This is a genomic window from Vulcaniibacterium tengchongense (assembly GCF_003814555.1).
In the GTDB taxonomy this organism is placed as follows: domain Bacteria; phylum Pseudomonadota; class Gammaproteobacteria; order Xanthomonadales; family Xanthomonadaceae; genus Vulcaniibacterium; species Vulcaniibacterium tengchongense.
The window spans coordinates 70,522-83,713 of the sequence record NZ_RKQN01000003.1 but is presented as its reverse complement, the minus strand read 5'-3'; the positions used below and the strand labels follow the sequence as shown (position 1 = coordinate 83,713).

Sequence of the window (13,192 nt, the reverse complement as noted above, 5' to 3'; positions counted from 1 at the left end):
ATGCATCCTCATACCCCGAAACGAAACCTCGGCGCGCCCGCCGCGCGCGCTCGCGTTTCCGCCGCGCGCATGCGGCAGGCGTCGCAAGTGGCGCTGCGCGCACTCGCCTCGGCGACCTGCGCCAGCGTGCTGTCGACCTGGGTGGTCTCGCTGGCCGGGCGCAAGGCCACCGGCTCGGCGGCGAGCGCCACCAACGCCACCAGCCACTGGCTGTGGGGCGAACGCGCGCGGCGCGTGCACCGCGTCGACGTGCGCCATACCGTCGCCGGCTACGCGATCCACCATGCCAGCTCGTTCTTCTGGGCGCTCTTCTACGAGGCCTGGCGCGAGCGCCGCCCGCGCTCGCGCGCGTGGCCGCCCGCTCTGGCGGTGAGCGCGGCGGCCTATCTGGTCGACTACCATGTGGTGCCGCGGCGCCTCACCCCGGGGTTCGAGCGCCATCTGGGCGGGCCCGCGATGGCCGCGACCTACGCCGCCTTCGCCCTGGGGTTGACGCTGGCCGCCGCGCTGCGGTCGCGGGTCCGGGCGCCGGGGCCGCACCGGCCCGCCGCGGCGTCGAACGCCGGCGCGCGGCGGCAGGCGCGGGCGCCGTAGCGCCGCGCGCCTACCGGCGCGAGCCCTGCAACTGCTTGCCGTGGTCGAGGTGCTTGGCGATCGCGGCGCGCGTCTCGGTAAGGAACTGCTTCAGGCGGTCATCGGTGACGGTCGGCAGCTTCGCATCGAGCATCGCCAGCGCCTCGGTATGGCCCTTGACCATCGCGTCGACGTAGGCGTCCTCGTACGCCTTGCCGTTCAGATCCGCCAGGCGGCGCAGTTCGGCCTGGCCCTTGTCGCGCTGCGCGGCGACCGCGGGCGTGGTCGCAGGATCGACCGAGATCTGGCGCGCGAGGTCGCGCCCGGCCTGCAGGTGCTTGCTGTGCTCGCCGTGCAGCATGTTGGCGTACTCGAGCACCGGCTGGCTCGGGTTCTTGGTCCGGGCCTGCTCGGCGGCGGCGATCTCATGCTCGTCCACCGCCTGCACCAGTCCCAGCGATTCGCCCTGCGGGTCGGCAGCGGCGGCCTGCCCCTGATCCATCGTCGGCGCCGGCGCGCTGCCGGTGTTGGCGGCGGGGGCGTCGGCGTTCGGCGGGGTCACGTCGGTCTGCGGCCTGCCTTCCATGTCGTTGACGCCGTCGCGGTCGCGGTTGCAGGCCGGCAGGGCGCCGAGCGCGAGCACGAGCGCGGGAACCAGAAGGGTGCGGGTTTTCATGGCGTTGCTCCTCACAGGGTTCGATAGGGCGCCCGCCGCACCGGACGCCGCGCGGCGCCGGCGCGGAACGGAGCGTCGCCAAGCTAAGCCAAGCCCGGCGCTCGGGCCGTGAAGGCGAGGGCGACCGGGGCGGCGCGCAGCGCCGGCGCGGAAAAGCTTGCCCGCCGCCCGGCAACTCTTGCGCGTGCGTGCGCGGCGGGGCGAACGCGCGGCGCGGCGGCGGTGGCACGGCCGTTGCGTGCCTCCTTCGAGCGGCACGCATCGGCCGCGGAGGAGAAACCCCATGTCCCTGAGCCTGAGCGACATCAAAGGATGTCCGATCGAGAAGCAGCGCTTCACCTGGAGCGAGCTGGTACAGAAGCCGATCAGCAAGCTCGACGACGACGCGTTCACCCGCGTCCGCGTGATCCTGATGAACGGCGTCGAGAACGAGGCCTTCCGTTTCCAGCACGCCGCGGCGCGGATGAACCGCGACCTGCGGCTGCCGCTGGCCAAGGTGCGGCGCATCGAACACCACCAGGCCACCGCGGTGAACTGGCTGCTGGGCGCCGACCATTCGCCGCTGGAGACCACCATCGCCTACGAGCAGGTCGCGATCGAGGTGACCGCGGCGGTGGCGCAGCGCGAGCCGGACCCGTACCTGGCGCAGACCTACCGCTTCGGCCTGCTCGAGGACTTCGACCATCTGTACCGCTACTCGGCGATGCTCGACCGCCTCGAAGGCAAGGACGCGAACAACATCCTGCAGTGCTACACCGACATCCTGGCCGGCCGGCCGACGGTGGTCGAGCACCGCGCGCCCGAGGACGACCTGCGCACGCCGTTCGACGCGCGCACCGCGCACCCGCTGTCCAAGCTGCACGCGCTGACGATCATGGCCGGCGAGCAGCAGACCCACAACTACTACATGAACATCGGCCCGCTGTTCACCGACCCCGTGGCGCGCCTGCTGTACGCGGAGATCGCCTCGATCGAGCAGCAGCACGTCACCCAGTACGAGTCGATCATCGACCCGGACCAGAGCTGGATGGAGCAGTGGCTGATGCACGAGTTGATGGAGGTCTACAACTACCACGGCTGCGTCGAGCAGGAGACCAACCCGCGGATCAAGGCGCTCTGGGAGCGCTTCCTCGACTACGAGCTGGGCCAGCTCGCCTACGTGATGGAACTGTTCAAGACGCAGATGCGGCGGGACCCGCTGGAACTGCTGCCGGACCGGCTGCCCGACCCGATCCCGTTCGCCAGCCAGCGCGATTTCGTCCGCCAGACCCTGCTCGAGGAGGTCGACCTGCGCGCCGACGGCGAGCAGTACGTGCCGCTGGAGGAGGAGAGCGAGGCCTCGCGCGCGTACCGCGAGTACATGAATTCGCAGGGCTCGCCGTCCGAAGCGGTGGCCGCCGGCTACCGCTGGCAGCCGGGCACCGAACTCAGCCACCTGCGCGCCGCCTGAACGCGCCACGACACGGAGACACGCCATGCAGACCCAGATCACCACCGGCAAGAACCGCACCGGCATGAAGGCCTCGCCGATCGACTCGGGCGAACTGCTCGAGAGCCTGGAAATGCAGCAGGAGGTGCCGGCGCCGGAGCTCGGCGCGGACGCGATCCGCGCCGGTTACCTGAGCGAGGCGGACGCGGTGGGCTCGATGCCGCCGCCGGCCACGATCAAGGGCGTGTTCGGCGCCGCGATGCAGGCCTTGTCCGGCAACCGGCTTTCGGTGTTGCTGGACAAGCTCGGCGAGCGCGCCGCCTACGAGCGTTCGGGGACCCGCCTGTACGAGGCCGCGCTGCTGAAGCTGGCCCAGGTCGACCAGGCCGAGCTGCCGCGAGGGATGAGCCTGTCGGCGCTGCAGGAGATCCACGACGACGAGGCTTCGCATTTCGAGCTGCTGAGCGAGGCGATCGAGCAGCTCGGCGGCGACGCGACCTCGCAGACGCCGTGCGCGGACGTGGTCGCCGTGCAGTCGATGGGCCTGCTGCAGGTGATGGCCGACCCGCGCACCACGCCAGCGCAGGCGCTGCAGACGCTGCTGGCCGCGGAACTGGTCGACGTGGCCTCGTGGGAGCTGCTGATCGACCTCAGCGACGGCTTCGGCCTGGACGAGCTGACCGCCCGCTTCCGCACCGCGCTCGCCTCGGAGAACCGCCACCTGGAGCGGGTGCGCGGCTGGCTGGAAGCGATGCTGGCGCAGTCGGCGGAGACGGCGGCGACGCGGCAATGAATGAGCCGCGCGCTGTACGAGATGGAGTAGCAGCGGATGGCGGCCGCCCTGGCGCACCCGGGCGCGCTGGCCGGCCGCTCCGGCGGCGGCGCGCACGCAAGGCGGCAACGCCGCGATCGGGATCGCGGCCTCGATGGACGGGACGTACGTGCGTCGCGGCATCCGGTGGCCAGGCGGCGGACCGGGCGAGCCGCGGATGCGAAGGCCGGATTCCCCGGGGCGGGAACCGTTTCAGGCATTAATCGCCGCGCGTCCGCTGGATCGGCCGCGATGACACGCGGCCGCTCGGCGCGGTCCCGAGAGCGGTATCGCCGGGCGACGCTGCGGGAGCCGACGGCTCCCGCATGCGCGCATGCGGCGATCCTGGATTCAGTGGCGCATGGAGTCGTGCGGCCGGGCGACGCCCTTGAGCAGCCGCTCGGAGGCATCCTGCTCGTTGCTGTGCGCGAAATTGGCGAGCGAGACGAAGCCGACCAGGCGCTTGTCGCGGTTCACCACCGGCAGGCGGCGCACTTCCAGGTCGGCCATGTTGCGCGCCACGTCGTCGACGTCGTCGTCCTCGTAGCAGTACTTGATGTCCTTGGTCATCACCTCGCGCACCGGGCTTTCGGCGTCCAGGCCGTGGGCCAGGCCGCGCACCACGATGTCGCGGTCGGTGACGATGCCGACCAGGCGGTCGCCGTCGGTCACCGGCAGGCTGCCGACGTCCATCTTCTCCATCATCTCCGCGGCGCGGCGGATCGGTTCGTCCGGCTTCGCAAGGCAGACGTCGCGGGTCATGATTTCGCTGACTTTCATGGCGTTTCTCCCTGTTTGGCGCGGGGCGTTCGGTCAGATTGCGCAGCGTCCCACAAGCGGGATTCAATCGTCGTGAAGCGCGCGCATAGGGCGGCGAAACACTTGGCGTCACTCTCCCCAGGCGTTCGCGCAGAAGCCGGCGTTCTCGCGCCGGCGCGTGTCCTGGCGCGCGCACTGCACCACCACCGGGCGGTCGCTCTCGAACAGCAGCGCGTAGGGCTCGCCGAGGCGCACCGCCTCGGGAAAGATCAGGTCGTTCACCCGCAACCGCCGCAGCCGGCGCGGCGCCACGCCGACGCGGTAAGGCCCCACGGGTTCGCGTCGCGCGTACAGCACGGTCAGGCGGACATTGGCCAGGGCGTCGCCGGTGTTGAGCAGCGCGAACTCGTCGCGGCTGGTGAACAGCGGCTCCGGCCCGCGGGACTGGAGCGGCACGCGGCCGGCGGCGAACGCCCAGCGTCGCGCGCCGATCCCGTTCATGCCGGTACTCCGAGCAGCCGGCGCAGCGCCGGCGTGAGGAACACGCCGGCCGGATCGAACTGCGCGCGCACGGCAAGGAAGTCGTCCCAGTGCGGGTAGAGCGGGCGCAGCGCGCCGGCCTCCAGCGTGTGCTTCTTGCCCCAGTGCGGGCGGCCGCCGTAGGCGCGGAACACCGGCTCGATGTCGGCGAAGAACCCGCGCCAGGGCAGGGCATGGTTCTGGTGCAGCGAGATCGTCGCCGTGGCACGGCCGTGCGCCGGGCTGAGATAGGCATCGTCGGCGGCGACGGTGCGGAACAGCACCCGCCAGGCGACGATCCGCCGCCAGCGCGCCTTGATCCGCGCGCGCACTTCCTGGAAGCAGTCCAGGCCCTGGTCCGCCGGCAACGCGTATTCGCATTCCTCGAAGCGGTGCGGCAGCCCGCTGTGGGTGGGGATCACCTGGTGGCCGTAGCCCTCGCGCTTCTCCAGCAGGCGCCCGCCCTCCGGCGCCGCGCTGCCGCCGCCGACCGGGTTGACCAGGCGCAGCTTGACGTCGTCGCGGCGCGGGTACCAGTAGAAATCGAAGCTGCGGTTCCGCTCGACCAAGGCCGGCAGCAGCGCGCAGGCGGCATCGGTGCCGAGCGCGTACTCGCGCCGCTCCACGTCGAAGGCGGGCACCAGCTTCAGGTCCAGTTCGGTGAACACGCCCAGGGTGCCCAGCGCCACGCGCGCCGCGCGCAACCGGTGCAGGTCGGTGCGCTCGATCCGGCGGACGCGGCCGTCGGAGCCGACCAGGCGCGCGCCCAGCAGCAGCGCCGACAGGTTGGGCTGGTCGCGGCCGCTGCCGTGGGTGCCGGTGCCGATGGCGCCGCCGATGGTCTGGTCGGCCACGTCGCCGTAGTTGGGCAGGGCGAGGTCGTGCTCGTACAGCGCCTTGCCCAGCGCCTCGAGCGCGGTGCCGGCGCGCACGGTGGCCTCGCAGGCGGCGCGGTCGGCGCGGACCACGCCGGACAGCCCGCCCATCGACACGAGCACGTCCTCGCTGCGGACGATGTCGCTGGAGGAATGCCCGGCGCCGACCGCGCGCACGCGCTCCCCGCGCTCGGCCGCGGCTTTCACGATGGCCGCCAGTTCCTCCTCGCAACGCGGCCGCTCGATGCGCCGCGGCCGCGCCTCGACGCTGCCGGACCAGTTGCGCCACGCCTGCGCCATGGCGCGCTCATTCGCAGGGATAGGCGATCGTCGACATCAGCGCGTTCTCGGCCTGGCGCGAATCCAGCCGGGTGTGCTGGACGACGATCGGCACGTCGGACTCGATCACGCTCGCGTACGGCGTTTCCTTCGGGATCGGCTCGGGGTCGCGCAGTTCGTTGAAGCGCAGGTGCAGGGTGCGGCGCGGCGGCACCTCGACCCGGTACGGGCCGGCGGGCTCGCGGTCCTCGAAGTAGACGGTGATGCGCACCTGCGCCGGCGCGTCGCCGGCGTTGAGGATGCAGCAGGTTTCGTGGCTTTCCAGCTCGGGCGCGGGGCCGTGGCTCCAGCCCGGGATGTAGCCCTCCGCGATCGCCCAGCGTTTGCGTCCGATGGCCTGGTCCATGGCGCGATCAGAGCATGCGCCGCGCCAAGGCCGCGTCATGGCGGATCGCGGCGCGTTCACGGCCGCTGCGTATGCTGCGCCCGCGGCGACACGGCGAGGACGCGCATGGCGAAGATCGGCTACCACGCATCGCACGAGCAGTTCGCGCCCGAGGAGCTGCTGGAATTGGCCCGGCACGCCGAGGCGGCGGGCTTCCGCGCGGCGATGTGCTCCGATCATTTCCACCCGTGGAGCCGCGTGCAGGGCCACAGCGGGCATGCCTGGTGCTGGCTCGGCGCCGCGCTGGCGTCGACGGCGTTGCCGTTCGGCGTGGTCACCGCTCCGGCCGGGGGCCGCTATCACCCCGCGGTGCTGGCGCAGGCGGCGGCGACGCTGGCGCGGATGTTCCCGCAGCGCTTCTGGATGGCGGCAGGCACCGGCGAGGCGCTCAACGAGGCCGTCGTCGGCGCGCCGTGGCCGCCGAAGCCGGCGCGCAACGAGCGCCTGCGCGAGGCGGTGGAGACGATGCGCGCGCTGTGGCGCGGCGAAGAGGTGAACCACCATGGCAGCTTCGCGGTCGAGCAGGCGCGGCTGTACACGTTGCCGCCGGCGCCGCCGCCGGTGCTGGTGGCGGCGCTGACGCCGGAAACCGCGCGCTGGGGCGCGCAGTGGGCCGACGGCCTGATCACCATCAGCCAGCCGCGCGACAAGCTGCGCAAGCTGGTCGACGCGTTCCGCGAAGGCGGCGGCGAGGGCAAGCCGATGCACCTGCAGGTCAAGCTGTCCTACGCGCGCGAGGAGGCCGAGGCCCTGCAAGGCGCGTACGAGCAGTGGCGGACCAACGTCTTCCCGGGCGAGATCTCCGAGGACCTGCGCACGCCGGCGCAGTACGAGGCGTTGGCGCGCGAGGTGCAGCCGCAGGACATGTACCGCTTCGTGCGCGTCTCCGCCGATCCGGGACGGCACCTGGGCTGGCTGCAGGACGACCTGGCGCTCGGCTTCGACCACCTCTACCTGCACAACGTGAACCGCGCCCAGCGCGAGTTCGTCGAGGCGTTCGGCGAGCGGGTGCTGCCGGAGCTGCGCTGACCGCGCAGGAGCTTCGAACGCCGGCGGGCGCCATGCGCGCGATCGGGCGCCCACGAAGGCGGCGCGGCACCGCGCGGCGCCGAACCCTCGGTCCGCCCGGCCTCAGTAGCTGCCGCGGCGGCGGCGCAACCAGCGGTAGCCGTAGCCGTTCAGGCGGATGCGGGGCGGTGGCGGCGCGCCGTCGTAGCCGGCGTCGGCGACCACGTCCACCAGCGCGTCCAGGTCGTCCTCGCGCAGCTCGAACTCGACCGGCTCGGGCGCGAGGTTGACCAGGGCGACCAGGCTGTCGCCGCCGACCGGGTCGTCGTAGCGCAGGCCGAACACGCTCGCGCACTCGAACTTGGCCGGGCGCCCGTCGCCGCGCATCTCGCGCAGCGCCGCGCGCGTGCGCGCCAGGTCGCGGGTGCGCGCCCATAGCGAACCGGGACGCCACTGCTGCGCTTCCACGTTGGTCCGGCGATAGCCGAACGGCCCCTCGGCGACCGGCCGCACCACCAGCCGGTCCTCGGGTGCGGTGGAGAAGCCGCCGTTCTTCCCGTCGTGCCATTGCATCGGGATCCGCACCGCGTTGCGCTCCGGCCGGCTCAGGTCCTCGCCCATGCCGATCTCGTCGCCGTAGCGCAGCACCGGAATGCCGGGCAGCGAGAACAGCAGCGCGTGCGCCATCGCCACGCGCGCCGGGTCGCCGTCGAGCATCGGCGCCACGCGCCGGCGGATGCCGCGGCCGTAGATGCGCATGTCCGGATCGGGCGCGAACTGGCGCATCACCTCCTCGCGGTCCTCCGGGCTGAGCTGCTCCAGGTCGAGCTCGTCGTGATTGCGCAGCCACACCGCGCGGCGCGAGCGCGGCGGCGGCGGGCGGTTGCGCTCCAGCGCCTCGTACAGCGGCCGCGCCCGCCTGCGGGCCAGGGCGAGGAAGATGTGGTTGTTGACCCAGAAGTCGAGCACGTGGCTGAGCCGGTCCTCGTCGCCGAGATAGGCGCGGTACTGGTCGACCTGGACGTCCGCCTCGCCCAGCAGCACCGCGCCGGGCGCGCGCTGCCAGGCGTAGGCGTGGAGGTCGTCGAGCAGCCACAGGCCGTCGTCGCGCGGATCCGCCTGGCGCGCCCGCTCGATCATGTACGGCACCGCGTCCACGCGGAACCCGGCCACGCCCAGCCGCAGCCAGTACGCCATGGTCCGGTACATCTCCTCGCGCACCGCCGGGTTGGCCAGGTTGAGGTCGGGTTCGTGCCGGTAGAACAGGTGCCGGTAGTACTGGCCGGCGGCCTCGTCCCAGGTCCAGATGCTGTCCTCGACGCCGGGGAAGATCGGCTTGAGGCCGTCGTCGACGGGCTCGTCGGCCCAGACGTAGTAGTCGCGGTACGGCGAGTGGCGGTCCGAACGCGCGCGCTGGAACCACGGGTGCCGGTCGGAGGTGTGCTGCATCACCAGCTCGACCAGCACGCGCAGGCCCAGCGCCTCGGCGCGTTCCACCAGCGCGGCGAAGTCGGCGATGTCGCCGAAGCGCGGATCGACCGACAGGTGGTCGCTGACGTCGTAGCCGCCGTCGCGGAACGGCGAGCGGTAGAACGGCAGCAGCCAGATCGTGCTGAAGCCGAGCGAGCGCACGTATTCGAGGCGGTCGGTGATGCCGCGCAGGTCGCCGCAGCCGTCGCCGTCGCCGTCGGCGAACAGCGAAGGATCGATCTGGTAGATCGCCGTGTCGTGATACCACATGGGACCGGTTCGCTCCTTTGCGGGTCAGCCCCGCGGCCCGCGTTCTTCCTGCGGCTTGGCGCGGCGGTCGCTGAGCAGGACGCTGACCACGATGCCCAGGCCCAGCGCGGTGGCCAGCAGGAACAGCGCCAGCGCCAGGATCCGGTAACCGCCGCTTCCGCCGGGTATGCGCATCAGCAGCGCCGAGGCCAGGATCAGGGCGGCGACGATCAGGCCGATGCTGATCCGGTTGGCGATCTTCTGCAGGCTTTCCATCAGCGGCGATTCCTGCAACCCGGTGATCCGCACCTGCAGCCGGTTCTCCGACAGCAGCGACAGGAAGGTCGAGACCTTGCGCGGCGCCTCCTGCAGCAGGCTCTGCAGCTCCATCGCCTCGCCGGCGACCGCGGTCATCGAGAACGCATCGCGCAGCTGCGCGCGCAGGATGTAGTCGAGATGGTCCTCGACCACGTCCTTGGCGCTGAGCTCGGGGTCGAGCTGGCGGCACACGCTCTCCAGGTGCAGCAGGGTCTTGCCGAGCAGGCCGAGCTCGGGCGGCATGCGCAGGCCGCAGGCGGTGCCGGTGCGGGTCAGGTCCACCATCAGCCGGCCCTCGGAGCCGCCCTGCAGGCCCGCGGAGGCGGCATAGCGCGCGACCATCTGGCCGATGTCGCGCAGGTAGCGCTCCTCGTCGAAGTCCTCCAGCCGGGTGCCGAGCGCGATCGCCTCGTCGGCGACCTCCTCGCCGCGCCCGTCGATCGCCCAGAACAGCAGCTTGAGCAGGCGCCGGCGCTGCTTCGGCGGCACGTGCGCGACCATGCCCAGGTCGAAGATCGCCAGGCGCGCGTCCGGGGTGATCATCAGGTTGCCCGGGTGCGGGTCGGCGTGGATCTCGCCGTGGATGAAGGTCTGGTCGAGATAGCCCTGCAGCAGCGACACCGCCAGCGCGCGCAGGTCGCGGCGCGCGTAGCGCTGCGTGGCCGCCTCGATCGGCAGGCCTTCCACCAGCTCCATGGTCAGCACCCGGGTGCGGGTCAGTTCCCATATCGGCAGCGGCACCCACAGCCGCGGGTAGCGCTGCAGGTGCACGGCGAAGCGTTCGAGGTTGCCGGCCTCGAGGCAGTAATCGAGTTCGGCCAGCAGGGTCTTGCGGAATTCGTGCACCCAGTCGGCGAAGCGCAGGCGCTGCCCCACCTGGGTGGCGCGGTCGACGCGCGCGGCCACCGTGCCGAGGATGCCCAGGTCGGTGCGGATCTGCTCCACCACGCCGGGGCGCTGCACCTTCACCGCGACCGGGCGGCCGTCGTGCAGCCGCCCGCGGTGCACCTGCGCCAGCGAGGCCGAGCCCAGCGGCGTTTCGTCCAGTTCGGCGAAGAACTCGGTCACCGGCCCCCCCAGGGCTTCCTCGATCTGCGGCCGGATCAGCCCGAACGGCATCGGCTTGACTTCGTTCTGGATCCGCTGCAGCGCGGCGACGTAGGCCGGCGGCACCATGTCCGGGCGGGTCGACAGCGACTGCCCGACCTTGATGAAGGTGGGGCCCAGCGCCTCCAGGTCGTCGACGAAGCGCTCCGGGCGCGCCTCGTCCTCGAGCAGGGTCTCGGGCGGATCGAGCAGCGCGGCGTCCAGGTCGAGACCGGTGAACACGCCGGCATTGCGGTACTTGATCAGGAATCGCAGGATCTGCCCGGTGCGTGCGAGACCTCTGATGTGCTCGTTCATTGGCGTCCTCCGCGGCTCGTCGCACCGTAACCCGCGGCGCGTCAATGTCCGTTCACCGCGCGCCGACGAGCGGCGGCCGTCGAGGGCGCATGCGCGAGCTGCCTCGCGTTCGCCGCGGCAACGCGGGCCCGGCGCGGTGCGACGCACGCGCGACCGGGTGGCGCGCGTGGGACGCCGCGGCGGGGCGGACGCGTCAGGTCATCGCGTTGCGTCCGCGGTGGCGCGCCGCTGCGGCGCCCGCGCCTCGGCGGCGGGGCGCCGTTCCGTTCCGTTGCGCCCCCCGGCGGCGGGCGCCGGGCGCGGAATCGCCAGCCGCACGGTGCTCCACAGCTGCGCGGCGTTGGATTCGTCCTCGTGCGAGCCCTGCGCGCCGAACGGCTCGATGCGGTAGCGGCCGTCGGCGTAGGACCACGACCACAGTTCCGAGGTGCGCACCGCATCGGCGGCGTCGATCGCGCGCCAAAGCCTGGCCTGCGCCCCGGCCAGGCGTGCACGCGTCGGCGCCGGCAGGTCGTCGCGCTGCAACTGCCGCTGCAGCCCGGCGGCCAGCAGCGCCTGCTGCCACGCCCACACCACGGTGCCGTGGTAGGCGTCGCGCCCCAACCGCGGCCAGGCGTCGCGCGCGGCATAGGCCGGGTTGGCCACCAGCAGGCCGACGTCGGTGAGCAGCCCGGCCGGGAACGGGCGCACCACCGCTTCGAGGTCGCGCTGCAGCGTCGCCGCGTCGGGCCTGCCGAACAGAAGTTCGAAGCCGACGTCGGAATGCAGCACCGGCACCGGACGCCCGCGCGCGTCGAGGGCGATCGCGGCGAACTGCAGGTCGGCGTCGCCCAGCGCCGCCAGCGCCGCCGCCGGATCGACGCCGGCGTGCGCCGCGTATTCGCGAACGCGCCGCCGTGCCTCCGCATTGTCCATGCGCACAGCGAACAGCGCCTTGGCCCGCCGCTCCCATGCGTCCGCGCGCGCCGCGGCCTCGCGCAGGCGGCGCAGCTCCTCGGCGTCGGCGTACGGCGCGAGCAGGCCGCTGTCGACGAAGGCGCCGATCGCGCGCAGCGCCGCCGGCACCCAGACCGCGTTGACGTCCCAGGGATAGCGGCCGCGGCCGAGGCCCTCGTTGCTGTCGCGCCACTGGCCGACCGGCACGCCCGGCTTGAGCCCGATCAGGTGGGCGTGGGTCGGCGCCCGCGCGAAAGCCGCGCTGGCCTCGGCGACGAACCGCAGGTTGCGCAGCAACGCCGCGCCGCGCGCCTCGCCGCCGTCGCGGGCCGCCAGGAATGCGGCCGCACGGGCACGCCCACGCGGATCCTCGAGCAGCCACGCCGCCGCCACCGGCGCCAGCATGTAGTCGTCGTCGACCATCTTGTAGTCGTAGATCGGCGCGGAACCGGGCCGGCCGCTCTCCTCCAGGTGCCGCAGCACCGCGAACTCGCCGATGTCCTCCTCGTGCGCGACCTCGCCCCGCGGCGACAGCCGCGCCAGCACCGAGGCGAGGCCGGCCTCCACCGCCTGCGGCTGCAGCGCCGGCATCAGCAGGCGCAGCGACATCAGCGTGTCGCGGCCGAAATAGGTGTCGAAGCGCCAGGATCCGGCGAGGAACTTCTCGCGATAGCTGAGGAAGCGCAGGGCGTTGCGGCTGCGCTCGTCGAGCGCGGCGCGCCCGGTCAACAGGTCGCCGGCGGGAATCGGCGTCAGCGGCGGCTCGCCGGTCAGCGCGACGATGCGCAGGCGCAGCGCCTCGCCGGGGCGATCCGGCTGCAGGCGCAGGCGTCCGCCGGCGCGGACGAAGCGGCCGTTCTCCGCCGCCAGCGCGACCGAATACCCGGGCGCGCCGTCCAGGCGCATGCGCCGCCAGGAGACGGTGCGCCCGGCCACCTCGGGCGCCGCCGCGGTTCCCGGCGGGTAGGGCAGGCCGAGCTGGTAGTCACGCAGCACCCGCACGCTGCCGAGCACCGCGTCCTTCACCGTCAGCGCGCCGCCCTCAAGGGTGGCGCTGGCTTCGATCCCGTGCCAGGCGCGCCCCTCCACCTCCGCGCGCGCGCCGCGGACCGCGCCCAGGGTCCAGCGCACCGGCACCGCGGCTTCCTCGAACCAGACGCCGACGCCGCTGTTGCCGGCGGGGAATGCGACCAGCACGCGCGGCCGCGGACCCGAGGTGAGCAGCAGGTGCGCGGCGACCGGGCCTTCCTGGTGGAACGCGTTCTCGACCTGGCCCTCGGCGATGCGGAACTGCAGGGCGTCGGCGGGGCGTCCGGCGGCGGTTTCCCGCGGCGCCGCCGCGGATGCGGGAGGCGGGTCGTGGCGGCAGGCGGGCAGGGCCAGCAGCGCGCCGAGCAGCAGCCAGGCGCAGCGGGGCGGACGTGGCAACGTTTCGGGCATC

The 13,192-nt window shown here is 72.8% G+C and carries 12 protein-coding genes; 4 read left to right on the top strand and 8 right to left on the bottom strand.

Annotated features, from left to right (window positions below; all coding sequences use genetic code 11):
• Positions 1 to 87 precede the first annotated feature (87 nt).
• Entirely contained in the window at positions 88 to 594 is a 507-nt protein-coding gene (locus tag EDC50_RS10855) for a hypothetical protein (RefSeq protein ID WP_123770510.1), read from the top strand.
• Between the two features lie 10 nt (positions 595 to 604).
• On the opposite strand, the gene EDC50_RS10850 is transcribed toward EDC50_RS10855, so the two are convergent.
• Entirely contained in the window at positions 605 to 1,249 is a 645-nt protein-coding gene (locus tag EDC50_RS10850) for a DUF4142 domain-containing protein (RefSeq protein ID WP_158635679.1), read from the bottom strand.
• 283 nt (positions 1,250 to 1,532) lie between these two features.
• On the opposite strand from EDC50_RS10850, the gene EDC50_RS10845 reads away from it, so the two are divergent.
• Together EDC50_RS10845 and EDC50_RS10840 are read left to right on the top strand one after the other, a co-directional pair.
• The gene (locus EDC50_RS10845) at positions 1,533 to 2,699 is read left to right on the top strand and encodes a hypothetical protein (RefSeq protein WP_123770508.1); all 1,167 of its coding nucleotides are present in this window, start codon (positions 1,533 to 1,535) and stop codon (positions 2,697 to 2,699) included.
• A 25-nt stretch (positions 2,700 to 2,724) separates the two neighbouring features.
• On the top strand, positions 2,725 to 3,471 hold the full coding sequence (locus EDC50_RS10840; RefSeq protein WP_123770507.1) for a ferritin-like domain-containing protein: 747 nt from the start codon (positions 2,725 to 2,727) through the stop codon (positions 3,469 to 3,471).
• Positions 3,472 to 3,840: 369 nt separating this feature from the next.
• Here the strand turns inward: EDC50_RS10840 and EDC50_RS10835 are convergent, their stop codons facing one another.
• From EDC50_RS10835 to EDC50_RS10820, 4 genes are all read right to left on the bottom strand, one after another.
• Positions 3,841 to 4,269, bottom strand: coding sequence for a CBS domain-containing protein (locus tag EDC50_RS10835; protein WP_123770506.1), 429 nt, complete (start codon positions 4,267 to 4,269; stop codon positions 3,841 to 3,843).
• A gap of 108 nt (positions 4,270 to 4,377) precedes the next feature.
• Complete coding sequence (locus EDC50_RS10830) at positions 4,378 to 4,749, bottom strand: sensory rhodopsin transducer (protein ID WP_123770505.1); 372 nt, start codon at positions 4,747 to 4,749, stop codon at positions 4,378 to 4,380.
• A complete protein-coding gene (locus tag EDC50_RS10825) occupies positions 4,746 to 5,942 on the bottom strand; it encodes a D-arabinono-1,4-lactone oxidase (RefSeq protein WP_123770504.1) in 1,197 nt (398 codons plus the stop codon). Before EDC50_RS10825 ends, EDC50_RS10830 begins: the two co-directional genes overlap by 4 nt.
• Before the next feature lie 7 nt (positions 5,943 to 5,949).
• Complete coding sequence (locus EDC50_RS10820; RefSeq protein ID WP_123770503.1) at positions 5,950 to 6,327, bottom strand: sensory rhodopsin transducer; 378 nt, start codon at positions 6,325 to 6,327, stop codon at positions 5,950 to 5,952.
• 105 nt (positions 6,328 to 6,432) lie between these two features.
• Here EDC50_RS10820 and EDC50_RS10815 point away from each other — a divergent pair, with 105 nt between their 5' ends.
• Complete coding sequence (locus EDC50_RS10815) at positions 6,433 to 7,395, top strand: TIGR03885 family FMN-dependent LLM class oxidoreductase (RefSeq protein WP_123770502.1); 963 nt, start codon at positions 6,433 to 6,435, stop codon at positions 7,393 to 7,395.
• Between the two features lie 102 nt (positions 7,396 to 7,497).
• Here EDC50_RS10815 and EDC50_RS10810 read toward each other — a convergent pair whose 3' ends face one another.
• From EDC50_RS10810 to EDC50_RS10800, 3 genes are all read right to left on the bottom strand, one after another.
• Complete coding sequence (locus EDC50_RS10810) at positions 7,498 to 9,114, bottom strand: alpha-amylase family glycosyl hydrolase (RefSeq protein WP_123770501.1); 1,617 nt, start codon at positions 9,112 to 9,114, stop codon at positions 7,498 to 7,500.
• Positions 9,115 to 9,138: 24 nt separating this feature from the next.
• A complete protein-coding gene (locus tag EDC50_RS10805) occupies positions 9,139 to 10,815 on the bottom strand; it encodes an ABC1 kinase family protein (RefSeq protein WP_123770500.1) in 1,677 nt (558 codons plus the stop codon).
• A gap of 198 nt (positions 10,816 to 11,013) precedes the next feature.
• Positions 11,014 to 13,191, bottom strand: a complete 2,178-nt coding sequence (locus EDC50_RS10800) for a hypothetical protein (protein WP_123770499.1) — start codon at positions 13,189 to 13,191, stop codon at positions 11,014 to 11,016.
• Position 13,192: the final 1 nt, after the last annotated feature.